This window comes from uncultured Roseibium sp. (assembly GCF_947494555.1).
Lineage (GTDB): Bacteria > Pseudomonadota > Alphaproteobacteria > Rhizobiales > Stappiaceae > Roseibium.
The window spans coordinates 37,952-62,254 of sequence record NZ_CANLVF010000001.1; the positions used below are offsets into that span (position 1 = coordinate 37,952).

The window sequence follows — 24,303 nt, forward strand, 5'->3', positions numbered from 1 at the left end:
GGGGCGTCCGGCGCGGCCGCGGTCAGTTCAAATTCGAAAGGCTTTGGTATTCGTTATAGTGCGCGGCAAATGCGCGATAGCTGTCGATGACCCTCTTGAACATTTCGTTTTCTGCAGATTTCTCAGCATAGACCTCATCAGCGGCTTCACGAAGAGCATCCATGACGCTGTTCGGGAAGCGTTTTATCTCAACACCGTTGGCCCGGAATTCCTGCAGGATTGGACTTTGTGCACCTGCAGCTACTCCCATCGCAAAGAGATTTGCATCAGCGCAGGAGACCTCGATTGCAGTGCGTTGGGCATCCGTCAGTCCATCCCATTTGTCCTTGTTCATGTAAAACTCGATGAAACCGGCCGGCTGGTGCCAGCCGGGAAAATAGTAATGCTTTGCGACCTTATCGAAGCCGAGCAGCTTGTCGACCAGCGGAAAGCTGAGTTCAGTGGCATCCAGGCGCCCGGTTTCAAGCGACGTGGAGATTTCCCCCACAGGCAGCGACATCGCGTTGGCACCAAGCTTGGCAAGGATTGCGCCGCCCAAACCGCCGATCCGGATATTCAGACCCTGAAGGTCCTCAGGGCTGTCAATCGATTTGGTGTACCAGCCACCGGCCTCCGAAAGGATCACGCCGCAAGCCATCGGGACGAGGTTATAAGGCTCGTAAAGTTCCCGCCAGAGTTCCAGTCCGCCGCCGTGATGCAGCCAACTGACGTAGGACAGCGGATCGCCGCCGAACGGCACGGAGCCGAAGAGTGCGGCAGCGGGTTCCTTTCCCGATGCGTAGGCGGCATAGGACCATGCGGCATCGATTGCTCCTGCACTGACATTGTCGAATATTTCAAAAGGGGGCGACAGTTCTCCTGCGAGCAAATAATCGAACTCGACTTCGCCGCCGGTCAGGGTGCTGACATTGCCGACGAAACGCTCGGCCGCCGGATTGAGGACGGGCAACGCACCGAATGCGCTTTGCAGCGTGAATTTTTCCGCTTGCGATCCAGATGCGGTAAGCACAAGCAGCGCTGCGGCAATAAGTATCTGTTTCATCTTTATTCCTCCCTTGGTCAAATCAGCCCGGTGATCAGTCCGGGAAACAGGATCAGCAGCGCCAGCACCAGAAGCTGCAATGCGATGAACGGAACGACGCCGCCATAGATGTCTGGCGTCGACAATCGATCACCGACAGCGCCTCGCAGATAGAACAGCGAAAAGCCGAATGGGGGTGTCAGAAAGGATGTTTGCAAATTGACGGCAACCAGGATCCCGAACCAGATAAGGAGCGCATCGCCCGCAAGCCCGTTTCCAAAGTCCAGCCCGGAAACGATCGGTGCAAAGATCGGCATAAGGATCAGAGTAATTTCGAGCCAGTCGAGCACGAAGCCGAGCAGAAAAATCGAGATCATCACGACTGCCAGCACGGTGTAGGGGCCATCGCCGAATGCAAGAATGCCGGCCTCGACCAGGTCGTCGCCACCGACTCCCTTGAAAACAGCCGAAAAACACGTTGCCCCGATCATCAGAAAGAGAACCGTCGAGGTGGTGATCACCGTCTTCCGGGCTGCCTCCATCACCATTGTCAGACTGAACTGGCGATAGAGTATTGTCATCAAGATCGCGCCGAATGCACCGAGGCCGCTTGCTTCCGTAGGTGTTGCCACACCCGCGATAATGGACCCCAGAACTGCAATTACCAGCCCCAGGAGCGGACCGAGATCCAAAACGACTTGAAACGGCGAAGCCCGGTCATTGCTGGCAATCCGAGGCAGGCCTCGCGATCGCCAGATCACGAACGAAGCGTACACCAGCACCAGTAGAAGGCCGGGGCCGATCGCGCCCGCGAACATTGACGGCACGGGTGTTTGCAACTGGTCGCCCAGAATAATCAGCATTACCGATGGCGGGATCAGGATTGCAAGCGTGCCTGAAGCCGTCACCAGGCCCGCCGTGGTCTGTTTGTCATATCCGGCCTCAAGAAGACGGGGCAGGGCCAGCAAAGCGAGCAACACGACGGATGCCCCGACGATTCCGGACGATGCTGCAAGCAGCACCCCGACGATCAGGACGGAAATCCCCATGCCTGCAGCGCTGCCGCCAAGGGCTTTTTGCGCCGCGCGTAGCGAGCGTTCTGCAACGCCGGAGACTTCCAGGATCAATCCCATGAATATGAACATCGGGATCGCGACCAGAAGCCAGTTGGACAGGACATTGGCATAGATGCGGCTGGTCAGAAGGTTGAAAAATGCTATCGGCAAATCCGAGATCAAAATAAACAGGGCAGCCGAACCGGCCAGAACCATGCCGACCCGATAGCCCAGCAGGATCGCGCCGAGCGTGAGACCGGCCATCGCAAGAGGCAGCAGCGTCTCGCTCATCGGACAGCCCGCAGGAGGCGCAGGGTTTCAACCATAACGGCGAGTGCCAGCAGCAGAAGCCCGAATGGCAGTACGGACTTTATCAGCCACAGGTCGTTGAGCCCGCCATTGCGCGAGGCTTCATCAGACGTCCATGCGCGCTGAAAGAACTTTATCGATGCCGGAAGCATGAGACAGAAAAACGGCGCAGCGAACAACAGATTGCCCGCCAGATCTATGCGCGCCTTCCAGCGCGGCAACATTGGATTGTAAAGAAAATCCACGCGGACATGGTTTCCATGGAGCCAGACCAAGCCAGCGGGCATCAGTCCGACAATCACCAGAATATGCCATTGAAAGTCCAGCAACGAGTTCAGCGTAATCGCCTTGCCCAACAAAGGTGTATCCGTCTGGAAAATGGCCAGCGGGTTAATATCCAGCGCGCTGCAAACCACCTGGAGAACAATTGCCGACATCAGCACGACAACTCCAACGGCAAGAATCTTGAGGCTGACTTCCTGAAACGCTTTCACAAGCCCCTCCTTTTAGCTCCATATGGAACTATATATTTCCATCTGGAGCAATCTTTATTTTTCCATTATCGTGATGCTCATGAAACTGCTTGGTATTCTCGATGCGACGCCGTTCCCGATCGGCTATCGAATTTCATTCCTCACCAATTTCTGGCGCGAGCCGCTTCTGAGGTGGATGGAGCGGGACACAGGACTGATCCGTCCGGAACTGACCGTGCTCATGTGCCTGAGCTTCCAGAAGGACCTCAATGCGCGCGATATCTGCGAAATCACCGAGCAGCCGTCAAACACGGTCAGCCGGGCTGTCACATCGTTGAGCGAAAAAGGCCTGATCTCGCGTATTCCGGACAAGGTGGACACACGAAGACGCGTGTTGAACATCACGGAAGAAGGCCAAGCAATCCACGACCGACTGATGGCCCGGTTCGCCGACGCGGAAAGGGTGATGCTGGAAACGCTGTCAAAGCAGGAAATCGAAACGCTTGAACACCTGCTCGACAAGCTCGCCCGTGACGTGCCGCGCTGGCGTCAACCCTGATTGTCGTACTTAGTCTTTTTATGCCGTGTCGCCAGAAGAGCTAAGCGCTGATTAGGGCGCGATGTAACCAGCACACTCCGTCAGGAAACGGCGTGCGTTTCTTTCTGTCCCAGCTTTTTCAGAAGAAAGTCCGCTGAGAGCGAAACATGGGCTTCGGCTGTGTTGGATTGATGCACGGAAATCACGACTTCCGGAAGCGGCGGTAAACCGGCCGCTCCTTCCACGATCCTGAGGCCGGAAGGTATGACCGATACCTCCATGGCGGATACCGCCGACCCGTCCTGCAATGCCTTCTCCATCAAGCCGATGCTGCGGGTTGAATAGGTAATGCGCCAGGACCGGTCGACGCTCTTCAACGCATCAAGGGCAATCTCTCTGCATACGCATCCAACGGGAAACAACACCAGCGACAGCGGTTCCTCGGGATCATCCATGAAATCGGGCGCGGCAACCCAATGCAGAGGTTCATACCTTGCGATCTGACCCGCAACCGCGTCCGGACGGTGGGTGGCGACGACCAGATCAAGCTGACCCTGCTTGAGTTGCGGCAGCAGATCGCAGGCATTGTCGCAAGTCACCTCGAACTGCAATCGGGGATGTTCCCTTGCAAGCGCGGACAGGAGAGGGGGGATCATGAAAGTCGCGTAGTCATCGGGCGCACCGATCCTGACCAGCCCTTCCACTTCGGGACGCTGGAGGTGAGACAGCGCGGCGTCGTTTGCTGCCAGAATGCGATTGGCATAAACCAGCAGGGCTTCTCCTGTTTGCGTGATGGAGACAGACTGACGGGTCCGTTCGAAAAGGCGTTTTTCGACAATCTCTTCAAGCCGCTTGATTTGCAGGCTGACCGCCGATTGGGTCCTCCCGACAGCCTCTGCGGCGCGCGTGAAATTGCGATGCGCGGCAACGGCAACGAATGATCGGAGCAGGTCCATTTCGAGATCACGCTTCATGGCTTATCATTTCCAGATCTCATCACGATAAGCAATATAATTCGTTTCTGTGATAATGATTCCAGATCTAGAGTTGCTGCAGGAGGACCAGGCAATGCTAGATTTGTTCGCTCAATCCATGTTCCTTGCAACCCGGGTCACGCCTCTCGCGCGCGCCACCGGGCGTCTCGGCCAGCACACAGCGTTGCAGTCGAAAGCGGAAGAAAAAAGCCTGGAAAAATCGTCGCAGAACGCCGGGCACGCACCAAGAGGGACATCGGCGACGCGTCCGTCACATGGAGTGAGCGAGGCAGATTGCTTTGCGGGCGATGCCTGAGGTCTGTCCGAAGGCGATCGACCATGCCGGTGGCCGTCAGACGATCTCCTCTCGGAACTGGATCTGGAGAGCTGTCATCAGTTCAGCCCATATGCCCGCAAGGCATTCAGGCCCAGCACGGCGTTTTTCTCCTCGGAGCTGAGTCCGTCCAGAAGCTGCTCGGTCGTTTCAACCCAGCGTTCGTAGCTGCTTGCCAAAAGGCAGACCGGCCAGTCGCTTCCCCATATGAGCCGGTCCGGGCCGAATGTTGCCAGAAGATGGTCCACGTAAGGGCGCAGGTGATCCACGGTCCAGTCGCCACGGGCCTCGGTGACAAGCCCTGAAAGTTTGCAAAACGCGTTCGTGTCTTTCGCGAGGATGGCCATGTCGGCAGCCCATGCATCAATGCGGGCATCCCGGATATGGGGTTTGGAGCCGTGGTCGATCACGACGCACATTTCTTCGTGCCGTCCGATCAAGGTGACCAGGTTGTCCAGATGCTGCGGCAAGGTGAGGGCATCGAATGTCAACAGGTTGTCGATCAGGGCTTCGAAGGCCGGTGTAAGGTCGTCGCGTAGCATCCAGTCATCATCTGCAATGTCCTGTATCATCGGACGCAGACCGACCATGGCCGGATGCGAGGCAAGCTCTGCAATCGTTTCCGGTGCGTCCGGTTGCTCAAAATCCACCCAGCCGACAACCCCTTTAACCGAGGGCGTGTTCTCGGCGATCTCGAGCATGAACCGCGTTTCGGCGAGCGTCGGCGCGGCTTGCACCAGGATCGTGCCGGCTATGTCGTTATCGCCGAGATGTGGCGCAAGATCGTTGGGCAGGAAGTTCCGGTAGATCGGCTTGAGATCCGGCGTCAGCCATCCATAGTCACCGCGTTCGAGATTCCAGAAATGCTGATGTGCATCGATCCGTGTCATCCGATCACGCCCTTTTTCAGAATGATGTTGCCGTATAACCGCCGCTCTCCCGTTTGCACGACGGCAAATGCCTGCGCCGCCCGCTCATAGAAAGCAAATCGTTCCAGGGTCTGGATTATGGCCGGATTGTCCGCGGTTGCGTTTATGATCTTTTGGAAGTCGGCAACAGCCTCCGGTACGGCGTCCGGATCTCCGACAACCTGCATGGTGAGCGCAGGATCTGGGACGAAGCTGTCCAGCGGCATGACTGAGAGAATTGCTTCCAGCATCTCGCTTGCCGTCGAGCCATCGGCCCGGATGCAGTCCGGTCCCAGGCTTTCTCCGGGAAAATTGGCGTCAGAGATGACGATCTCGTCGCCATGGCCCATGGCGCGCAGGGCGTAAAGCAGCTCAGGAGACAGGATCGGGCTGATGTCACGCAGCATGGCTGGTCTCTGAAGGCAGTGGCGCATCAGGACGGATAAGCCCTTCACCGCGAAGGTCGGACCAGAGTGCTGCCGGTATCGGCGTTTCCAGAACCTCGACGTTGGCGCTCACCTCGCGCGCATTGACCGCACCGGGGATGACGGTCTTGACGCTTGGGTGGCCCAGGACAAATTGCAGCGCGGCAGCGATCAGCGGCGTGTTGTGAGCTTTGCAGACAGCTTCAATTTTGCCAACGCGCTCCAGAACTTCAGGCGGTGCATCGGTGTAGTTGTATTTCGCGCCCGGGACCGGGCCGGTTGCCAATATGCCGGAATTGTAGGGTCCTCCCAAAATGATGCCGACGTCACGCTTCTCGCAAAGCGGAAGGAAGCTCTCGAGTGCCTCCTGTTCGAGCAACGTGTAACGCCCGGCAAGCAGAAAGCCGTCGAAGTCACCCAGCCCGAGCAGTTTTTCGCAGACCTGCCATTCGTTCACACCCGCACCGATCGCTGCCACGTCACCGGCATCTTTCAGTTCGCGCAAGGCGCGATATCCGCCACCGTCAAAGAGTTCCCGGACTTTGGCATCGCTTGCTTCCTGCGAACCTTGTGAGAACACACAGACATCGTGCACCAGAAGAATATCGGCATTTGAAACATCCATGCGCTTCCGGCTGGCTTCGTAACTTCGCATGACCCCATCATAGGTATAGTCGAAGACGATGCGCTTCTGCGGTACGTCGATAAACGCTTCCGGTGTGACGTCTTCCGGCTCGCAGTCCACGAGCAGGCGGCCGATCTTTGTCGACAATTGAACGTTGGATCTGCCGAACCGCTTCAGGGCGACACCGAACCTTTCCTCCGACACTCCGAGCCCGTATTGCGGCGCCGTGTCGAAATAGCGGATGCCGGCGTCAAAGGCCGCCTGAAGCGCGGCCTGTGCGTCCTCTTCGGACACCTTGCGATAAAGGTTTCCGAGTGGCGCGCCGCCGAAGCCCATGCGGGTCAGGGGAACGGGTCGCTTCGTTCGGGAGTTCAAGAGAATGGTTTCGGTGACCTTCATGCCTGGTTCCTGTTTCAACGGGATTGGAAAAGTTCGGGACGTGTTTCTGCGAGGGCTTCAATGCGCGGCATCAGCTGGCCGAGGTGAAGGCGCATTGCACGCTGTGCGGCGTCAGGATCCCTGATACGGATGGCATCGACCACGGCCCGGTGTTCGTCGAGCGTTTCCGTCGTGCGGCCTGGGGTCGGCAGGAGCAGCATGCGGGCGCGTGTTACCTGGAGCGACACCATGCGCGCGACCGTCTTGAGGCGCGGATATCCGGTGAACGCCATCAAAAGCGCGTGGAACTCCTCGTCTGCCTGATAAAAGCCCGGAAAATCGCCGTCTTCGACGAGAAGATCCTGAAGCCGCATGTTCCGGTTAATCTGGGCGAACTGGTCTTCCGTCCGGTCTTCGGCGACCTTGGCGACGCTGGCAAGTTCAAGTGCCTGACGCAGGAACGTTCCTTCCCGGATGTCTTCCATCGACAAGTGGGCGATCCGTGTTCCTGACTGAGGGATCACATCGACAAGACCTTCATTGGCGAGGCGGGCGATCGCCTCTGATACGGGGGATCTCGATACGCCAAGCTTTTCGCAGACAGGTCCTTTGCGGACGACTTGCCCGGGCAGAAATTTCAGTGACAGGATGGCGTCCTGAAGTGCGAGATAAACCCGGTGGGCGAGAGATCCTTCGAAAGATCCGATGTCCTGCAGCCTGGTTGCGTCGATGTCTGTATTTGTCATTTATGCACCATGGAGACTAACATGTTAGTTGACATAGTTAGCAAGTCAAGCTAGTTCGTAGCATCGAATGCGATCAAAAATCGCGGAAAATTTTGAAGCGGGGAAAGAGGGAATGACCGGAAGCGGTTTCATTAAGCTCAGAGGCGACGACAACGTCATAATCGCTCTGCGCGCGCTTCCCTCCGGAACCCTGTTGGACGGTGTTCCCGCATCGCTTTCAGCGCCGGTTCACCCCGGTCACAAGATCGCTTGCGAGCCTATTCCGGCGGGTGAGAATGTCATTCGCTATGGTCAGATCATCGGCCAGGCCAAGTCTGCCATTCAGCCTGGTGATCACGTACATTCGCATAATCTGGGCATGGAAGGTCATAGTCTTCAGGACCATGAATTTGCTTCTCAAAACAGACCGCTTGCTCCCATTGATGCCGGAAGAACCTTTCAAGGGTACAAGCGCGCGGACGGGCGGACGGGAACGCGTAACTATATTGGCATCCTGACATCGGTGAACTGTTCGGGATCGGTTGCCCAGTTCATTGCCGAAGCCGCCGAAAAGAACGGTTTGCTGGACCGTTTCCCGAATGTCGACGGTGTCGTGCCAATCGTTCACGGCACCGGCTGCGGAATGTCGGGTGAGAATGAGGGCTACGCAGCGCTTTTCCGCACGCTTTCCGGGTATGCGCAACATCCCAATTTCGGTGGCATTCTCCTCATCGGCCTTGGATGCGAAGTCATGCAGATTTCCGATCTCGTTGGCGGCCGGCCGATCCGATCCGACGGTGCCTTGCGCTACATGACCATCCAGCAACAGGGAGGAACCCGCAGAACTATCGAGAAAGGATTGGAAGAGCTGGAAGGCATCGCGCGCCTTGCCGACAGTGTCAGCCGGAGCCCGGCTCCGATCAGCGAGATCACTGTTGGAATGCAGTGCGGTGGGTCGGATGGCTATTCGGGGATCACGGCAAATCCGGCGCTCGGGTATGCGTCAGACCTTCTGGTGCGTCACGGTGGAACGACGATCCTTTCCGAAACGCCGGAAATATACGGTGCCGAACATCTGTTGACGAGCAGGGCCGAGACAACAGGCGTTGGCGAAAAACTTCTCGAGCGCGTTCGCTGGTGGGAGGACTATGCCGCCCGCAACGGCGGTGAAATGGACAATAATCCAAGCCCCGGCAACAAGCGTGGCGGGTTGACGACTATCCTGGAGAAATCCCTGGGCGCAGTTGCCAAGGGAGGTACCGCTCCGCTTTCCGGGGTCTATGAGTTTGCAGAGCAGGTCGACCGGAAGGGATTTGTCTTTATGGACAGTCCCGGTTTTGATCCGTGCTCTGTCACGGGACAGGTTGCGTCGGGCGCCAACATTGTCGTTTTCACGACGGGCCGCGGATCGGTCTCCGGATACAAGCCGACACCCTGCATCAAGCTCGCCACGAATTCCGAAATGTACGGCCGCATGTCTGAAGACATGGACCTTAATTGCGGTGATATCGTCACCGACGGCGTGAGCATTGAGGAAAAAGGGGAAGAACTACTGGAACTGATGATCCGGGTTGCCTCCGGTGAACACACCAAAAGCGAACAACTCGGGTTCGGCGGTGTGGAGTTCGTCCCGTGGCAAATTGGAGCTGTGATGTGATGCGCCTGCGAGGAAAAACCATTCTCATCACGGCAGCAGGACAGGGCATGGGACGGGCCTGCGCCCTTGCCTGTTCCGCAGAGGGGGCTCATGTCATTGCGACCGACAAGGATCAGGCCTTGTTAGCGGGCTTTGAGGGCATCGAGACCCGCGTCCTTGACGTTACCGACGGGACGGCAATTACGCAGCTCGCAGCTGGCCTTCCCGACCTCGACGGCTTGTTCAATGTTGCAGGTTTCGTTCATCACGGCACCATCCTCGATATCTCGGATGATGACTGGGCCTTCAGTTTCGAGCTCAACGTCACATCGATGATGAAGCTGACCCGCGCGTGCCTGCCCGGCATGTTGCGCCGGGCGGACGCGACCGGATCCGCGTCAATCGTCAACATGGCCTCCATGGCCAGTTCGGTAAAGGGCTTTCCCTTCCGGACAGCCTATGGTGCTACCAAGGCGGCCGTGATCGGTCTGACAAAGGGTATTGCGTCGGACTTTGTTGCAAATGGTATCCGGTGCAACGCGATTTGCCCGGGGACGGTCGACACGCCTTCGCTGCGTGGCCGGATCGATGCTGCACCCGACCCGGTGCAAGCCGAAAAGGATTTTATCGCCAGGCAGCCGATGGGCCGTTTGGCGGTGGTTGGAGATATTACCCCGCTGGCCGTTTATCTCCTGTCGGATGAAAGCCAGTTTGTCACTGGCCAGGCGCTGCTGGTCGACGGTGGTGTGACGGTTTAGGCATGGGCGGCGCGGAGTGCGCCGCAGCATACGTGTAACCGTTTGGGCAGAACTGACCGGCTTTACCGTTTCCAGGCCGCGGCACGTACCGAATCCGAGCGATGCGGGCTTCTTCGATCACTGCGTATCCAATATGAATAAAGCCGAAAATCTGCTGAGCATTGCAGCTTGAGGCCCGTGAACCATGCCGATCAGCCGGTGACACCCGGCAAGACGACTGCTGAAACGAGGAACATGAACCATGAAACTGCTGAGATACGGCCCCGTTGGGAAAGAGAAACCCGGGTTGCTGGATGATGAAGGGCGTGTACGTGATCTCACAGCACATGTATCCGACATTTCCGGCGACGCGTTACTGCCGGATGCGATAGCAAAATTGCAGGCGCTCAATACCTCGGATCTGCCGCTTGTCGATGGGCAGCCTCAGCAGGATCTGCGTCTGGGACCTTGCGTCGGCAATGTCGGGAAATTCATCTGCATCGGACTGAACTACGCAGACCATGCAGCCGAATCCGGACTGGACGTTCCGCCGGAACCCGTCGTCTTCGGCAAATGGACGTCTGCAATCGTCGGTCCCGACGATGACGTGGAAATTCCGCGCGGCTCGGAAAAAACCGATTGGGAGGTCGAGCTTGGTGTCGTGATCGGCAAAGGCGGAAAATACATCGAAGAAGCGGACGCGCTTTCGCATATTGCCGGATTCTGCGTGATCAACGATGTTTCCGAGCGAGACTTTCAGCTGAACCGTGCCGGCACCTGGGACAAGGGCAAGGGCAGCGACACGTTTGGCCCGCTCGGCCCGTGGCTGGTGACGCCGGACGAAGTCGGAGACTTCGACCAGCTCGCCATGTGGCTCGAGGTGGACGGACACCGGTATCAGAACGGCTCGACGGCGACCATGGTCTACAAAGTGCCCCATCTCGTCAGCTATTGCAGCCGGTTCATGAGCCTGCAGCCCGGTGATGTGATCTCGACAGGAACGCCTCCAGGGGTTGGAATGGGACAGAAACCGCCGGTCTACCTCAAGGGTGGCGAAGTCATGCGACTGGGGATCGACAAGCTCGGGGTTCAGACGCAGAACGTCAAGAACGGCTGACGCAGCCAACTGTCTTTACTTGGTTTCGGCAACGAAAACGCCGTCCCACTCAGCTGGGGGCGGCGTTTTCTTGAAGGCTTCGATCCTCAGCCGGAACGTTTCGGCGAGGCGTGAAAGCTCGTTTTCCCTGTCCTTTTGCACGTCGTCGCAGTGTGACAAGGCCGTGTCCCAATTCTGCGCGCGGTAGTTCTGGAGCATTTTTTCGAAACTTGCTTTTTGGATCGCGAAGGAGTTCTTGAGCGCAAGGTCCATATCGCCCAAAAGGCAGTAGATCCGCTCCGGCTCCTTTTTGCCCTTGACCCGTATCAGGTCGGCTTCCACGAGGGCGAAGAGATCCATGACCTTATGGGCGGTGTTGTTGCCGATCAGGATCGTAACGCCATAGGTCTTGGTCTGTCCTTCCAATCTTGCGGCAAGGTTGACCGAGTCACCAAGCACCGAATAGTCGAAGCGGAACTCCGACCCCATGTTTCCGACGACACAGTCGCCGGTGTTGATGCCGACGCCAACGTTCAACGGAAAGAAAGTGTGTCCTTCAGTGTCCGCTTCCTGTTTGCGCTCCACGTTGATGGCGCGCATGCGCCGGACCATCAAAAGGGCTGCCTCGCATGCGTGGATTTCCTGGCTGTCATCGTCAAGGGGCGCGTTCCAGAACGCCATGATGGCGTCGCCCATGTATTTGTCGATCGTGCCGCGTTTTTCCATGATGCCGTTGGAAAGCGGGGTCAGGAACCGGTTCATCAACGCTGTAAGGCCCTGCGGATTGTCTGCAAAACTCTCCGAAATGTTGGTGAAATTTCGAACATCGGAAAACAGGATCGTCATTTTGCGCCGCTCGCCGCCAAGAGCGAGATTCTCTGGATTTTTTGCGATCTGTTCAACGTAGTCCGGTGCCAGATACTGCGCGAAGGCGGACCGGATTTCCTGGCGCTGAATCTCTTCGCGGCGGTAGTTGATGAAGACCAGAAGAAAAAACACGCTCAGGCTGGTGAAAAGCGGATAGATGGCATCAAGCAGCAGCTTTTCACTGGAAAAAAGATACCAGCTGCCCCCCACCCAGCTCGCTGCCAGGACAAATCCAAACGCCATTACCGGGAGTGCGCCGAGAATGGGAACCAGAATGATCGTCAGCAGTGACAGGACCGCCGCGGCTACGAGTTCTGCACCGAGAGCGTAATTGGGACGTTTCAGAAAAGACCCGCTCAGGATGTTTTCCAGAATTTGTGCATGGACTTCGACGCCCGGCATAGTGGGATTGAGGGGCGTTGCCTTCAGGTCGAGCAATCCGGTGGCCGATGGGCCGACCAGAACGAGATGGTCTCGAATGCGCGCGGGGTCAAATGTGCCATTTGCAATGTCGGAAGCAGAGACAAAGCGCAGCGGATTGGAAGGCGTATAGTGGACCCAGATTCGTCCGTTTCGATCCGTGGGGACCTCCGCACCGCCGACGACAACGGATGAAATACCCGCTTCGTCGCTTTTGACCGCAAATGCGTCTTGTCCGGTCGCAACGCGCAGAAGCTCCACGCTTAGGGCAGGTTGGATCTTTCCGTCCGCAATGACGGTCAGCGCAGCCCGCCGAACAATCCCGTCCGGGTCAGGGTAGATGGAAAAAAGTCCCTTGCCGGCAGCGGCATCTTCAAGAAGTTCGATATTCCTGAGGAGCTGCGGATACTCGAACATGTATTTTTTGGGGTCCGGACCGAGAAGCGCAACGGGGGTTTGAACCTGTTCGTTTCGGTCGGTCTCGACAAAATCGACCCCGCCGGCCTGGCCGACAACGACACGCATCCGGCGCATGGTGTCGCTCATGATCCTGTCGGTGCTGGGCAAGGCGGCCAACTCCTGCCGCAGCGCTTCGCTCAGTCCGCCGACGGACTTGCTATATTGGTCTGGCGACAATCGATCCGGCTCGGGGAAGACAATATCAAAAGCCACCGCGACACCGCCGGCTTGTGCAATATTCTGCAGGATTGTCGCCAATGTGGAGCGGGCCCAGGGCCACTGCCCGAGTTCGGCAAGGCTCTTCTCGTCGATGTCGACGATCGCGACCGGAAGTTTTTGAAAATCGCGCGGCTTGAGAACCTGATAGTAGTCGAAGGTTTTCAGGCGGATGAGTTCGACGACGTAGGGGTCGATGACACGCACAGCAAGCAGGAAAAGAAGCAGCAAAAGGGCGGACAGGCGCGCGCCGCCGAAAACCGAGTTCAGTTTTCCAATCAATCGTCTCATTCAGCAGAAGGACAGGTCAGAGGCGAATACCAAAAAGCGGCCGTGCGTGGGTCATGCCGCGACGCTGTCGGTCGCCTGAACCCCGTTATCTGAAAAGACAAAGTCAATGATCCCCCCCGCTTGGACCGATTGAAGTACTGCGACGTCCCTGAAGTCGGACGTTCCGCCAGTACCATCTTTATCGACGCTCAAAACCGCGTCGTCGCCATTTCGCTCCACCTGAACATAGTCGCCGACGTCGGCGGTATTGAAGTTGGCTTCCAAGAGTGACGACAGATCAAGCCGGTCTTCGCCAACTTCAAAATCGGCGATGATGTCCGCAAAGTCGTCATGGGACAGAACGAAGGTATCGGCACCACCACCGCCGACCAGAGTATCAAGTCCAGCGCCACCATCGAGCGTTTCGCCAAGATCGGTGCCAATCAGGAGATCATTGCCCGCGCCTCCGATAGCCTTTTCGATTGTTGTGCCATACGCGATGCCGATGTTGTTGGTCATGCCGTTGACCGATGAATATGCACCCGGGTTCAGATCAATGATCGCGGGCGCATCCCAGCCGGAGAAATCAAGAACGTCGACACCATCCGCATCGTAGATGGTCAAAACGGGGTCTTCGTTCGCTGCAAAATCATAAATCGATCCGGTCTCGGTGCTGTTGAAGCCGTAGACGGTATCGCCGGAGCGGGTTTGAGGATTGATCCCGTAGGCCTGCTGAACTGGCGCAATATCCTCCACCATTGGGCTTTGGGCATAGATCCAGACACCGTTTTCGTTCCACCAGCTGATGCCGATGGAGTCTGGCGTCACCGATGACATGACACTTTGGGTCTGGGTGATTGAAGCGGGGGCGTTTTCCAGGCCGAGGGCATGGCCGGTCTCATGCAGAAGCGCTTGAAATCCGTAGGTGCCGGCGTCGGGCGACAGGGTTTCGGCGACATCGGGGTTCGTAATGATCGTGCTTCCGGCAGCGGTGTCAAATGTCTCCGCAAAGGCAACGTCTGTCGAGTTCACGAACCTGACCGTGGCGGGTTCGGAGGCACTTGCCTCAGAGATCGTCAGTCCGGAGACGTCGGCCCAAAGAGACAGTGCGGCAACCGCCGCCATCTGTTGGGCGGGCGTGTAACTTGTCAGGTTATTGCCCGTTTGCGAGACGGAGGGAAAGGAATAGCTGACCGCGTTCGACGGAAGAACATCGTTAAGTGCAATGCCGTTTGCGGGTGCGCTCAAAACGACCGGCGTCAGGGATTGAGGTGCAGCTGCGCTCCGGTCGGACACAGGCGCGTAGGCCAGCGCTGCGCTACCTGCCCGAAATCCTGCACCGACGACATCGACCGAGGCCGTTGCCGTATCAAACCCGCCATTGCCATCGCTTACCGTATATTGAAAAGTGTCGGTGACCGTTTGGCCGGGCGTGAGAAAGTCAAATGCATTGCCGGTGTTATAGACAACCGTACCGTTTTCTATTGAAACGGCGGCGCCAAAGGTGCTCGTGGCAGAGACACTCTCCAGAGTGATCGGGTCTCCATCCGAGTCGGACGCATTTTGAAGAAAACGGCCTTGCGAAAAGGACTGTGTTCCACCCGCCAACACGTCGGTGCCCACGATACCGGCTGTTCCAATTGCCAGCCGCGCACCAAGAGAACCACCGTCGCTTGCATCAAAGCTGCCGACCTTGAATTCGATGCGATAGGTGCCGGAGATTTCGATCGGCACCTCAATGGACTTTGCATCCTCAAATGTGCCGACCGGGGTCTGTTCAAGAAAGACCTGGTTGCGCACGCCGGTGTCGATATTGATCAATTCGGCGGTGTGGTAGGCATCATCGACCGAGAAAAAGGATCTGTATTCGAAACTGACGACCTCTCCTTCAAATGCGCTGAAGTCATCACTGATGAGAGAAGGGCCGAAGACAGTACCCCGCCCGGGTCCATCGCCCCAACTGTCCAGCCAGCCGGAGAACTGGACAACGGCCACGTTGTCGTCGCCGGGAATGAAAAAGCCAGACTGGTCGACGTCGAACGAGTAGTCGTAATTGTTGGCGATAAACTCACCGTTTGGACCTGGCTGTGGGCCGGCAACCTGCTGCCAGCCGCTAAAGCCGTCGTCGAAACCACTGTTGCCGCTGCCCGGAGACGTCAGGGCGAAATCGGATGCCACCGGTGCGTCGTTCATGCCGGTGACCGTGATCGTGACCGTTGCCGGAATTTCCGAAACGAGGCCTGTATTGTCGACGGCTGCGTATTGGAACGTGATTTCTTGTGTTGTGTTGGCCGTCAGATTGTCGAAATCACCGTTCGTGTCGAACGTGAATGTGCCGTCGGGCGAGACCTCGAGCTTGCCAAGCGACGGGGGCGAAAGCGCATAGAGCGTGAGTGTGTCGCCCTGGTCCGGATCGCTCCCAAGAAAGGGTGCGGTGACGCTGCCGTTTTCGTCGACGTTCAGGGCAATGTCATAGACAATCGGAGGATCTTCCACCGGCTGGATTGTGATCGGCAGATCCGCACTCAGCGTCGTCTCGCCATCGAAGACGGTGAGCGAAAGACCGCCGGTCTCGCTGTTCGGTGACGGCGTGTAAGTGATGCTTGCCAAAGCCGCGTTGATATCGGCTTCGGAGCCGCTGAAAGCGACTTCCTTGTCGTCAATTCCATCACCGACAAGAAAGGTCAGTCCGGAAACCTGTGCCAGCGTGACGGTCGATCTTGCGACGATTGTAACGGTACCCTGGCCGTCACCCGGAATTTCGACATTCAATCCGCTGAAGTTGATCGACTGGTCTTCCTGGGTGACCAGATTAGGTGGCAGAAAGACAAGGAGATCATCGCTGCTCGAGGGCGGCAGGCCGCTGTCGTCGATTGTGTCCGGCGAGTTCGTGCTGCCGGGCTGCTGACGGCCGTTCGATGGCGGGGGAGCACCGGGGTCCAGCGGAGACGATCCGCCGCCGCCGCTCGAACCTGCAGGCCCGTCGGTGGACAGTCCACCACCACCGTTGCCAAGTGGTGACAGATCCGGCGTTCTGAGATCAGGAACGGGGCCACCCTCAATCTGGTTCTGGCCTGCATCTGTCTGTCCCGGTCCGGTGTCGTCCTGCAGCCCGTCATTGTCATTGGTATTCTGCTGTCCGAGCCCTGCCGCGCCATATGCGGCATAGGCTTGTTGCAGCTGACCTTCCACAGCTGCGAATTCAGATGGTGTTCGCGGTGTGATGATCGGTGCCGTGCCGGGGGAGGGAACGAAGAACGTGCTGTCGGTTGTGTTTACCGTGCCGATCAGCTGACCGGTCACCCGGTCGAACAGTTGATAAGACCCCAGTTGCCCACCCGGATCGAAGGCAAGCGCAAAACGGGTTGCACCATCCAGGGAACTGATCTGCACTATTGGCGTCGTGCCCCGGATCCCCATGGTGGCCGTCGGCGTTTCGACGCGCATGTCGCCTGTCGGCGCGACTTGCCCGGTAACGAAAACGAAACTCCCCTGAACCAGGTTCATCACCATGGAATTGTCAGAGCCGCCCGGCGAGTAGATCAGTTCATCGAGAACCATCCTGGCATCAGCGGAGAGCGTAAACAGGGTTTCGTCAACGAAAACGATAACCAGTGAAGACCCGTCGCCGGTTTGAACGACGTCTCCCTGAAAGACGGGATCGCCGGCAGTGAGTGTTGCCGTCGAGCCATCCGCTCGCTGTGCGGTAACCGTTCCTTCCGAGGATTGAACATTGCCGATGGGCGCCGCAGCAAGGCCCGTTCCTGCCTGCGCGAATTGTGCAGGCGCAAGCGGACCTGCCAGTCTTGCAACGGTTTCGCCGTCAAGAATGGGACCGTCCGTGGTGACAAGATCCGGTGGCTGCGTCTGCCTGAAATAGTTCAGGATCATCAGGGAGCCGTGTTCGGGATGCGCGATCAGAAGATCTGGCCCCGCTCGCGTAAAGTCGCCCTGAAAAACAAGGGATGTATTCGCGATTGGCGCAAGGGTTTCTGAGGCATCCACAACCGCTGTTTTTGCAGTTGCTGGCAGATTAATCCCGATATCCGGAATTTTAGACACGTTCCACGCTCACCGGTATGGTTAAGAACTACAGCAAATCGAAAGTTAAAACGCTATCAGGGGCCTTAGCACTTTTTTAACAAAAAATCTTTGCTGCGTCCAAATAAACTGCGTTATGGTTATTGAGTGGGTTGAATAATATACGCTTTCAGCTGTGGCAGGTCGAAAGCGTGCCGTTGGGTAAGGTTGTTTCTGTTGGAAATTCTTTTCCGATAGACTTAGTTGGCGGGTGTTGGGCAGGGTAGAATGTCGCACAAAACTCAACTTGAGTTTGTATTGAATAAAGTGTCCGGCAAATATTCGCTTCCGTTTCACTGCGGTCGTCGACTGGTTTTTCTTTTCTCGCTTCTGATTGCCTTTACGGTTGCTGTTTCACCACGCGTATCGGCCATGACTCTAGACGAAGCCATTGCCAGAGCAGTTACCACAAATCCCCAGGTTCTGGCCGCCGCGGCCAATCGACGTTCCGTCGATCACGAATACGATCAGGCGAAAGGTGCCTATCTTCCCAAAGTGGACCTCGACGCCTCGTTCGGCGCGCAATACATCGACCGGCCCAATTCACTCGAAGTTACCGATAATCGCGAATGGCGGAACGCAAGAGATGCGACATTGACCGCAAGGCAGGTCTTTTTCGACGGGTTCTCGAGGGCGAACGAGATTTACCGTCAAGCTGCACGGGTCGATGGCTCGGCGGCCCGCGTCATGGAACGTGCCGAACTGATCGGACTGGATGCTGCCGAAGCGTTTCTGGATGTGTACCGGCATCACCGTATCCTGGCGGCTGCCGAAGAGAATATCCGGCAGCATGTTCGGCTGCTCGGGATTGTGCGCGCGAAAGTCCAGGGCGGATCTGCGACTGAAAGCGAATTGAGGCAGGCGGAAGAACGTGTTGCAGCCGTACACGCTGTGCGAGCGGATGTCTTAAGAGAGCTGGGAGCCGCAAATGCCCGGTTTGAAAGCGTGATCGGTCTTGCGCCGCCCATGCTTAAAACGCCTCGCAGACCCAAGTCGATGCCGGGATCACAGGCCAATGCAATCGCGACGGCGCGGGGCAATCATCCTTCTCTGCGAGCCGGGTCTGCTGATGTCGATGCAGCAACAGCCGACTACGATAAGTCGCAATCTTTGTTCCTGCCCAATCTGGGTGTGGAGGGTGTTGCATCCGTGGGCGAAGACCTGGATGGAACGCCGGGCAGAAACAATGAATTTGCTGTTCGCATGACCATGTCCTGGAATCTGTTCAACGGGACGATAGATACCAGCCGGCGGCGTCAGCTTGGTGAAAAGGTGACCGAAAGCAAGCTGCAACTGGATCACCTGCGCCGTACCGTGGACGAAAGTGTGCGCCGATCCTGGAGTGACATCGTTACCAATGACATCCGTCTCAAGGCATTGGGGGAGCAGACGGTAGCCGCTGAGGCGGTTATCGTGAGCTATGAAAAGGAATATGAAGCAGGACTGCGTGATCTGCTGGATCTTCTGATCGCACAGAATTCCGCCTTTACGTCCCGCGTTCAACTGATCAGCTCGCAGACGATTGCCATATTTTCACGCTATCGGCTTCTGGCCTCGACCGGCAGCCTTCTGTCTTCGGTGGGCGTGAGCGCACCACCTGAGAGCCAGGCAGGGCCGGCTGAAGTTCCCTGGTTCGTCGGGTCGAGAGGTTTGATTGAACCGCTGCGAAAGTGGTGAGGCAATCGCCGTGGATGGAGGAGAGCAGACAATCCGCCTGGAACAGCGCCGAGACGGTTCTTCTGCAGCCGAAGAGGGTTCAAAACCCACCAATGCGAATGAGCAGACCGGCAACGGCCTACTGGAAGCCCTGAACTGGATCGTCCGGTACCACGGACGCGTCGCCAATTCAGCTGAACTGCTGCGCGGCCTGCCGGTCGATGCCACGGGACTTCCTGTCAGTTGTCTTCCAGAGGCTGCAGACCGGCTCGGACTTGAGGTGCGGATCGAGCAGCGTGACGTTGCGACCGTTCCGATTGTTACCCTTCCGATCATCGTGTTGCAGGAAGGTGAGCCGGCTGTTGTCGTGGAAAAAATAGACCGTGTGGACGGAACCGCGCACGTGCGCGCACCCTTCCTGCCAGGCGGCTCCCGGAGCGTTGCGCTGTCAAAGCTTACGGGTAAGAAGCATCCCGTCGTTGCTTTTGTCAGCCTGAAACAAGAAAGCGGCCATCAGAAATCGGAAGCGCAGACACCCAGGGACTGGTTCTGGTCCGCGGTTCGCCGTTTCTGGCCGAATTACACGCAAGTTGTCATCGCAGCGCTGATCGGCAATCTGTTGGCACTCGCCAGCCCGCTCTTCATCATGAATGTCTATGACAGGGTCATCCCGAACCTGGCGATTTCAACGCTCTGGGTGCTTACGCTCGGTGTCCTGATCGCGTTCCTGTTTGATTTTGTCTTCAAGATGCTGCGTATGAAGATCGTCGACGAAACAGGACGGCGGGTCGACATGGCAGTTGCCGGGCGCATGTTCGATCACTTCCTTCGCTTGAAGATGTCAGGGAGGCCCGCGTCTACAGGTGCCGTTGCCAATCAGGTTCGCGATCTGGATTCGGTGCGCGATGCGTTGACGTCATCCTCTGTGATCGCCGTGACCGACCTTCTTTTCATCGGCGTGTTCGTGTGGGTGATGTGGTTCCTGGTCGGACCGCTCGCGTGGGTGCCGGCACTCGCAGTGCCGGTTGTGATCGCCGTGACGGGTTTTGTTCAATTTCCGCTCTCGCGGGCGCTCGAAAACGGCCAGAGGGATGCCGCACGCCGCCAGGCACTTCTTGTCGAAACCGTTTCGTCACTGGAAACGATCAAGGTAAGCGGCGCGGAAAGCTGGTTTCGCCGGCACTGGGACCGGGCGGTTGCGGCAGCGAGCCGTTCGACCACAGCGGCCAGATACTGGGCCAACGTGGCATCGTCGTTTACCTCTGTCGTATTCCAGCTGGTTTCCATCGTGATTGTGGTCTGGGGGGTCTTTCTTGTTCTCGATGGCCGAATTACGGTCGGCGCCCTGATTGCCGCGAATATCCTGGCGGGGCGTGTCCTTGCACCGCTGAACAACATTTCGCAGACGCTTGCGCGTCTTCTTCACGCCCGGAGCGCGCTCAAAAGTCTTGATGGGCTCATGAAATGCGAAACCGAGGCGGGATTTACCGCGCGTGGCGTCGCTGCGCCGGACAAGGCTTCGATCGTGTTTGAAGGCGTTTCGCTTACATATCCTGGCAACTCGGTGCTGGCGTTGGACAATGTGAGTTTTTCTGCGAAAAGCGGTGACAGAATAGGCGTCATAGGGCGCGTCGGTTCCGGTAAGAGTTCGCTTGTGCGTATCTTGTCGGGTTTGTACGAGCCCCAATCCGGGACCTATTCGCTCGGGGGCGCCGACACGCGACAGTATTCGGCCGCCGACATGAGAGCGACCGTCGGTCTGTGTCTCCAAGACGCCGAACTGTTTACCGGGAGCTTGCGCGAAAACATACTCATCGGTGCTCCCTACGCCTCCGCGCAGGAACTGGAGCGGGCGGTTCACCTTGCCGGAGTTGACTTCTTTTCATCGCATCATCCGGACGGATTGGAGATGCATATCGAGGAACGTGGCCGCAGTTTGTCCGGCGGACAGAGGCAAGCAGTTGCGCTCGCCAGATGCCTGATCCGGTCGCCGAGCATCATTTGCCTGGACGAACCCACTGCCTATCTCGATGTCATGTCGGAAAGACAGCTCTGCGACCGCCTGAAACAGATTGCGGACGAAGGGATCACGCTTTTTGTCGCCACCCATCGGGATGGACCGCTCGATCTGGTCGACCGTATCCTGCTGCTCGACAAGGGCAAGCTGATTATGGACGGTTCGAAGGACGTCGTTGTCGCGCGACTTAAGGCAGGCGCCCAGGCAGGTTACAAGGCGCAGGCGTCCGGTTCGGGAGGCGGTCATGCCCCGGCTTGATGAGAGCTTTGCAAACGATGTGCGGGCTGCGCTCGATCAACGCAGCAATGCCGGGATCTGGGGCATTTTATGCGCTGCGCTCTTTTTGCTCGGCGCACTTGCCACCTGGGCTTATTTTGCCAAGATCGAAGAAGTCACAACGGGCGATGGGCGTGTCATTCCATCAAGTCAGATCCAGGTCGTGGAGTCTCTTGAAGGCGGGCTCGTCGCTGAAATCCATGTTCGCGAAGGAGATGTCGTCGAGGCCGGCCAGGCGCTGGTCAGGATCGACGATACTGGCTTTGCCGCCAATCTGGGAGAGCTTCAGCAGCAAAGACGCGCACTGGTGATGCGCGCGCGGCGCCTTGATGCGGAAGCCCAGGGAAAACCTCTCGTGCTGGAAGATGGCACGAACGAACAGGCGCTGGCGCGCGAACTTGCGTTGTTCAATGCCCGTGAAGCGGCACTCAATCAGGAACTCTCGGTTATCGAGCAGCAACTGTCTCAAAGACAATTGGAGAAGGTGGAACTCCAAACACGGCTTGTCAGTGTAAAGCTGTCTTCCGAGCTGTTGAACGAGGAGCTGGAGAGTGCGCGGCAACTGTCGGCCGCCGGCGCCTATCCCAAGATGGATCTTTTGCGGCTTGAACGGGAAGCTCAGGGGGGCAAGCTCGAAGTCGAGTTGCTGAATGCTTCCATTCCGCGCTCCGAAGCGGCCATCACCGAAGCATCCGCCCGTCTGGAAAGTGCGGTGCTGGGCTTCCGCGCACAAGCGCACGGGGACCTGACACAAACGCTTAACGAGCTGACTGTTCTTGATGAGACCATCAAATCCGCGACAGACAAAGTGCAACGGACTGTCCTGAGGGCTCCGGTGCGCGGCATCCTCAACAAGTTCTCGGTAGCGACCATCGGGGCGGTCGTGTCTCCGGGCGAGAGCATTTCGGAAATCGTTCCGCTCGACGACACGCTGTTGATTGAAGCGCAGATCCGTCCTCAGGATGTCGCTTTCCTGTTCCCGGGGCAGTCCGCCCGTGTCCGCGTAACGGCGTATGACTATACGGTTTACGGGGACCTTCCCGGTGTGGTGGAGCGCATCGGCGCGGATACGATCACAAGTGAAGACGGCAATACTTTTTACAGGGTCGTTTTGAGAACAGACCGGAATTGGCTCGGTTCGGAAAGCAACCGTTTACCAATAATGCCGGGAATGGTTGTAAGCGCGTCGATATTAACCGGCAATAAAACGGTACTCGACTATCTGTTGAAGCCAATAATCAAGGCGCGCTCTGAAGCTCTAAGAGAAAGATAAGCAAGTATCGGCGCGCCTGAACAGGGCAGATGTCGATGCGTTCCGCTTGTGATCTTTCAAGAGCACTCGTGTTCTTGCTTACTTTGGCAGTTGCAGCCTTCGTGGGAACTGTGCTTCCCGCGAAGTCGGTGGAGTTCAAGCGCGCGGCCGATGTTGCGCTTCAATTAACCTGGTCTGCGCCGGAAACCGGTCGCAAGCCGGTGATCAAAGCCTCGGTTCAGGCAGACGCCGGACAGGAAATGATACACAGTTCCAACACGGTTCTCGCACGGCGCTGGGCCATGACCAGAGCGCGTCTTGAGGCCGAGGCCGCGTGGCTCAATTCCTGCGCAAGAGGAGCCTGCCGCGATCCGCGCGCAGCGACATGGTCGAACGTCGTTGCTCTCGTCAAATCCGTGCGCCCTCTGCAACGACCAGCCCTTGTTCAAAGCCTGTTTTCCAGCACCATCGAGTACGTGAATGACAGCGCCGGCGATGATCACTGGGCCAATCCCCTGTCAACGCTTCTCTTAGGAGCCGGGGATTGTGAAGACCACGTGCTTTTAAAACGCGCTGTTCTGATTTCTGCCGGTTACCGCGAGGCGGACATGCAGTTGCTCATACTTCATACGGCGTCAGGAACCGGCCATATGGCGTTGCAGGTCAAAGCGGGGCAAACGCTGGTTCTGGACAACCGTTACCGCTACCCGGTGTCGGAACGCACGATGACAGGCGATACCCTTGCCGCCATTGCGACAGACCGCGGGTACTATCTCGTAAGGTGATCGCCGGCGCTTGCGGTGCAGATACCGTGTCGATGGTGCGACGTGCCGCCTTTAAGACAATCAGTCGAAGACATAGCCGATGCCGCGAACCGTCCGGATCGTTTCCGGCTTTGTCGGATTGGTCTCGATTTTTCGTCTCAGTCTTGAGATCCTCAGGTCAATGGAGCGATCAAAAGGTTCCCAGTCCTTGTCGTGGGCCTGCTCCAGGAGCTGATCGCGGTTGAGCACGCGCCCCCGGTTTTCCGCAAATACCCGAAGCAAGCTGAACTCCATGGCGGTGAGCGGGATTTCATCGCCGCCGCTTCCAAACAGTCTTGCCCCGTCAAGATCGAGCCGGCAGGTTCCGAAGGCGACAGTGCCGCCCATTTTTTCCTTTTGCTCAACCTCGGCGTTGACCAGGTTCTGGCGGCGAAGGGTCGCCTTGATCCGGGCTTCAAGCTCTCTGAGATCGACGGGTTTGCCTACATAGTCATCGGCGCCCATTTCAAGACCGATGACACGGTCGATCACCTCGCTTGCGGCCGTCAGCATGATGACAGGGATTTCAGATGTTGCCCGCAGTTCACGCAGAGCCGTCAAGCCATCCGTTCCGGGCATGTTCACATCCAGAACGATCAAGTCGGGCGTGTTGGTCTCAAGGCTATCTTTCATCTCGGGAGCGCTTGAGGCCTCAATCACGGCATAGCCACGCTCGCTCAAATACTCGGCGACCATCTCTCTCAGGTGCGGTTCATCATCACAGACGAGAATAAGCCTGTTGTCCTGCATTGC

Annotated in this window: 20 protein-coding genes; 9 read left to right on the top strand and 11 right to left on the bottom strand. The window is 57.5% G+C overall.

The annotated features are described in order from the left end of the window. Window positions 1–22: 22 nt before the first annotated feature. The 3 genes from Q0915_RS00175 to Q0915_RS00185 are packed head-to-tail and all read right to left on the bottom strand — an operon-like array spanning window position 23 to window position 2,879. Complete coding sequence (locus Q0915_RS00175) at window positions 23–1,042, bottom strand: TRAP transporter substrate-binding protein (protein WP_299472372.1); 1,020 nt, start codon at window positions 1,040–1,042, stop codon at window positions 23–25. Between the two features lie 17 nt (window positions 1,043–1,059). Continuing rightward, a complete protein-coding gene (locus Q0915_RS00180) occupies window positions 1,060–2,367 on the bottom strand; it encodes a TRAP transporter large permease subunit (RefSeq protein WP_299472373.1) in 1,308 nt (435 codons plus the stop codon). Then, window positions 2,364–2,879, bottom strand: coding sequence for a TRAP transporter small permease subunit (locus tag Q0915_RS00185; RefSeq protein ID WP_299472374.1), 516 nt, complete (start codon window positions 2,877–2,879; stop codon window positions 2,364–2,366). The genes Q0915_RS00180 and Q0915_RS00185 overlap by 4 nt, the downstream gene beginning before the upstream one ends. Before the next feature lie 22 nt (window positions 2,880–2,901). Between Q0915_RS00185 and Q0915_RS00190 the strand changes: the two genes are divergently transcribed. Beyond that, on the top strand, window positions 2,902–3,417 hold the full coding sequence (locus tag Q0915_RS00190; protein WP_299472375.1) for a MarR family winged helix-turn-helix transcriptional regulator: 516 nt from the start codon (window positions 2,902–2,904) through the stop codon (window positions 3,415–3,417). A gap of 80 nt (window positions 3,418–3,497) precedes the next feature. On the opposite strand, the gene Q0915_RS00195 is transcribed toward Q0915_RS00190, so the two are convergent. Next, window positions 3,498–4,370, bottom strand: coding sequence for a LysR substrate-binding domain-containing protein (locus Q0915_RS00195; RefSeq protein WP_299472376.1), 873 nt, complete (start codon window positions 4,368–4,370; stop codon window positions 3,498–3,500). Window positions 4,371–4,464: 94 nt separating this feature from the next. On the opposite strand from Q0915_RS00195, the gene Q0915_RS00200 reads away from it, so the two are divergent. Further along, window positions 4,465–4,686, top strand: coding sequence for a hypothetical protein (locus Q0915_RS00200; protein ID WP_299472377.1), 222 nt, complete (start codon window positions 4,465–4,467; stop codon window positions 4,684–4,686). A 77-nt stretch (window positions 4,687–4,763) separates the two neighbouring features. Here the strand turns inward: Q0915_RS00200 and Q0915_RS00205 are convergent, their stop codons facing one another. The 4 genes from Q0915_RS00205 to Q0915_RS00220 are packed head-to-tail and all read right to left on the bottom strand — an operon-like array spanning window position 4,764 to window position 7,786. Next, window positions 4,764–5,594, bottom strand: a complete 831-nt coding sequence (locus Q0915_RS00205) for an amidohydrolase family protein (RefSeq protein ID WP_299472378.1) — start codon at window positions 5,592–5,594, stop codon at window positions 4,764–4,766. Continuing rightward, the gene (gene fucU / locus Q0915_RS00210) at window positions 5,591–6,019 is read right to left on the bottom strand and encodes an L-fucose mutarotase (protein WP_299472379.1); all 429 of its coding nucleotides are present in this window, start codon (window positions 6,017–6,019) and stop codon (window positions 5,591–5,593) included. Before fucU ends, Q0915_RS00205 begins: the two co-directional genes overlap by 4 nt. After that, the gene (locus Q0915_RS00215; protein ID WP_299472380.1) at window positions 6,009–7,061 is read right to left on the bottom strand and encodes an aldo/keto reductase; all 1,053 of its coding nucleotides are present in this window, start codon (window positions 7,059–7,061) and stop codon (window positions 6,009–6,011) included. Before Q0915_RS00215 ends, fucU begins: the two co-directional genes overlap by 11 nt. Window positions 7,062–7,075: 14 nt before the next feature. Then, window positions 7,076–7,786 (bottom strand): GntR family transcriptional regulator, encoded by a 711-nt coding sequence (locus tag Q0915_RS00220; RefSeq protein WP_299472381.1) that lies wholly within the window; start codon window positions 7,784–7,786, stop codon window positions 7,076–7,078. A gap of 112 nt (window positions 7,787–7,898) precedes the next feature. Between Q0915_RS00220 and Q0915_RS00225 the strand changes: the two genes are divergently transcribed. The 3 genes from Q0915_RS00225 to Q0915_RS00235 all read left to right on the top strand — a co-directional run bounded on the left by Q0915_RS00225 (window position 7,899) and on the right by Q0915_RS00235 (window position 11,255). Continuing rightward, window positions 7,899–9,422: an altronate dehydratase family protein gene (locus Q0915_RS00225; RefSeq protein WP_299472382.1), complete on the top strand. Its 1,524-nt coding sequence runs from the start codon at window positions 7,899–7,901 to the stop codon at window positions 9,420–9,422. Further along, on the top strand, window positions 9,422–10,159 hold the full coding sequence (locus Q0915_RS00230) for an SDR family oxidoreductase (RefSeq protein WP_299474621.1): 738 nt from the start codon (window positions 9,422–9,424) through the stop codon (window positions 10,157–10,159). Before Q0915_RS00225 ends, Q0915_RS00230 begins: the two co-directional genes overlap by 1 nt. Window positions 10,160–10,400: 241 nt before the next feature. Further along, window positions 10,401–11,255: a fumarylacetoacetate hydrolase family protein gene (locus Q0915_RS00235; protein ID WP_299472383.1), complete on the top strand. Its 855-nt coding sequence runs from the start codon at window positions 10,401–10,403 to the stop codon at window positions 11,253–11,255. A 15-nt stretch (window positions 11,256–11,270) separates the two neighbouring features. On the opposite strand, the gene Q0915_RS00240 is transcribed toward Q0915_RS00235, so the two are convergent. Continuing rightward, the gene (locus Q0915_RS00240; protein ID WP_299472384.1) at window positions 11,271–13,487 is read right to left on the bottom strand and encodes an adenylate/guanylate cyclase domain-containing protein; all 2,217 of its coding nucleotides are present in this window, start codon (window positions 13,485–13,487) and stop codon (window positions 11,271–11,273) included. Between the two features lie 51 nt (window positions 13,488–13,538). After that, window positions 13,539–17,528 carry a M10 family metallopeptidase C-terminal domain-containing protein gene (locus Q0915_RS00245; protein WP_299472385.1) on the bottom strand — a complete coding sequence of 1,330 codons (3,990 nt, stop codon included), beginning with the start codon at window positions 17,526–17,528 and terminating at the stop codon, window positions 13,539–13,541. 390 nt (window positions 17,529–17,918) lie between these two features. On the opposite strand from Q0915_RS00245, the gene Q0915_RS00250 reads away from it, so the two are divergent. Genes Q0915_RS00250 through Q0915_RS00265 form a run of 4 tightly spaced genes read left to right on the top strand, consistent with a single transcriptional unit; the run spans window position 17,919 to window position 23,532 of the window. Continuing rightward, window positions 17,919–19,223 carry a TolC family outer membrane protein gene (locus Q0915_RS00250; protein ID WP_299472386.1) on the top strand — a complete coding sequence of 435 codons (1,305 nt, stop codon included), beginning with the start codon at window positions 17,919–17,921 and terminating at the stop codon, window positions 19,221–19,223. Continuing rightward, entirely contained in the window at window positions 19,201–21,477 is a 2,277-nt protein-coding gene (locus Q0915_RS00255; protein WP_299472387.1) for a type I secretion system permease/ATPase, read from the top strand. Before Q0915_RS00250 ends, Q0915_RS00255 begins: the two co-directional genes overlap by 23 nt. Continuing rightward, window positions 21,464–22,768: an HlyD family type I secretion periplasmic adaptor subunit gene (locus Q0915_RS00260; RefSeq protein ID WP_299472388.1), complete on the top strand. Its 1,305-nt coding sequence runs from the start codon at window positions 21,464–21,466 to the stop codon at window positions 22,766–22,768. The genes Q0915_RS00255 and Q0915_RS00260 overlap by 14 nt, the downstream gene beginning before the upstream one ends. Window positions 22,769–22,803: 35 nt before the next feature. Beyond that, window positions 22,804–23,532, top strand: a complete 729-nt coding sequence (locus Q0915_RS00265) for a transglutaminase-like cysteine peptidase (RefSeq protein ID WP_299472389.1) — start codon at window positions 22,804–22,806, stop codon at window positions 23,530–23,532. Window positions 23,533–23,592: 60 nt separating this feature from the next. Here the strand turns inward: Q0915_RS00265 and Q0915_RS00270 are convergent, their stop codons facing one another. Next, window positions 23,593–24,300: a response regulator gene (locus Q0915_RS00270; RefSeq protein ID WP_299474623.1), complete on the bottom strand. Its 708-nt coding sequence runs from the start codon at window positions 24,298–24,300 to the stop codon at window positions 23,593–23,595. Window positions 24,301–24,303: the final 3 nt, after the last annotated feature.

Excerpts from the sequence above, each read along its gene's own strand:
- Q0915_RS00175 (WP_299472372.1), bottom strand. The coding sequence starts at position 1,042 with ATGAAACAGATACTTATTGCCGCAGCGCTGCTTGTGCTTACCGCATCT.
- Q0915_RS00180 (WP_299472373.1), bottom strand. The coding sequence starts at position 2,367 with ATGAGCGAGACGCTGCTGCCTCTTGCGATGGCCGGTCTCACGCTCGGC.
- Q0915_RS00190 (WP_299472375.1), top strand. The coding sequence starts at position 2,902 with ATGGAACTATATATTTCCATCTGGAGCAATCTTTATTTTTCCATTATC.
- Q0915_RS00195 (WP_299472376.1), bottom strand. The coding sequence starts at position 4,370 with ATGAAGCGTGATCTCGAAATGGACCTGCTCCGATCATTCGTTGCCGTT.
- Q0915_RS00200 (WP_299472377.1), top strand. The coding sequence starts at position 4,465 with ATGCTAGATTTGTTCGCTCAATCCATGTTCCTTGCAACCCGGGTCACG.
- Q0915_RS00205 (WP_299472378.1), bottom strand. The coding sequence starts at position 5,594 with ATGACACGGATCGATGCACATCAGCATTTCTGGAATCTCGAACGCGGT.
- fucU (WP_299472379.1), bottom strand. The coding sequence starts at position 6,019 with ATGCTGCGTGACATCAGCCCGATCCTGTCTCCTGAGCTGCTTTACGCC.
- Q0915_RS00215 (WP_299472380.1), bottom strand. The coding sequence starts at position 7,061 with ATGAAGGTCACCGAAACCATTCTCTTGAACTCCCGAACGAAGCGACCC.
- Q0915_RS00220 (WP_299472381.1), bottom strand. The coding sequence starts at position 7,786 with ATGACAAATACAGACATCGACGCAACCAGGCTGCAGGACATCGGATCT.
- Q0915_RS00225 (WP_299472382.1), top strand. The coding sequence starts at position 7,899 with ATGACCGGAAGCGGTTTCATTAAGCTCAGAGGCGACGACAACGTCATA.
- Q0915_RS00230 (WP_299474621.1), top strand. The coding sequence starts at position 9,422 with ATGCGCCTGCGAGGAAAAACCATTCTCATCACGGCAGCAGGACAGGGC.
- Q0915_RS00235 (WP_299472383.1), top strand. The coding sequence starts at position 10,401 with ATGAAACTGCTGAGATACGGCCCCGTTGGGAAAGAGAAACCCGGGTTG.
- Q0915_RS00240 (WP_299472384.1), bottom strand. The coding sequence starts at position 13,487 with ATGAGACGATTGATTGGAAAACTGAACTCGGTTTTCGGCGGCGCGCGC.
- Q0915_RS00250 (WP_299472386.1), top strand. The coding sequence starts at position 17,919 with ATGACTCTAGACGAAGCCATTGCCAGAGCAGTTACCACAAATCCCCAG.
- Q0915_RS00260 (WP_299472388.1), top strand. The coding sequence starts at position 21,464 with ATGCCCCGGCTTGATGAGAGCTTTGCAAACGATGTGCGGGCTGCGCTC.
- Q0915_RS00265 (WP_299472389.1), top strand. The coding sequence starts at position 22,804 with ATGCGTTCCGCTTGTGATCTTTCAAGAGCACTCGTGTTCTTGCTTACT.
- Q0915_RS00270 (WP_299474623.1), bottom strand. The coding sequence starts at position 24,300 with ATGCAGGACAACAGGCTTATTCTCGTCTGTGATGATGAACCGCACCTG.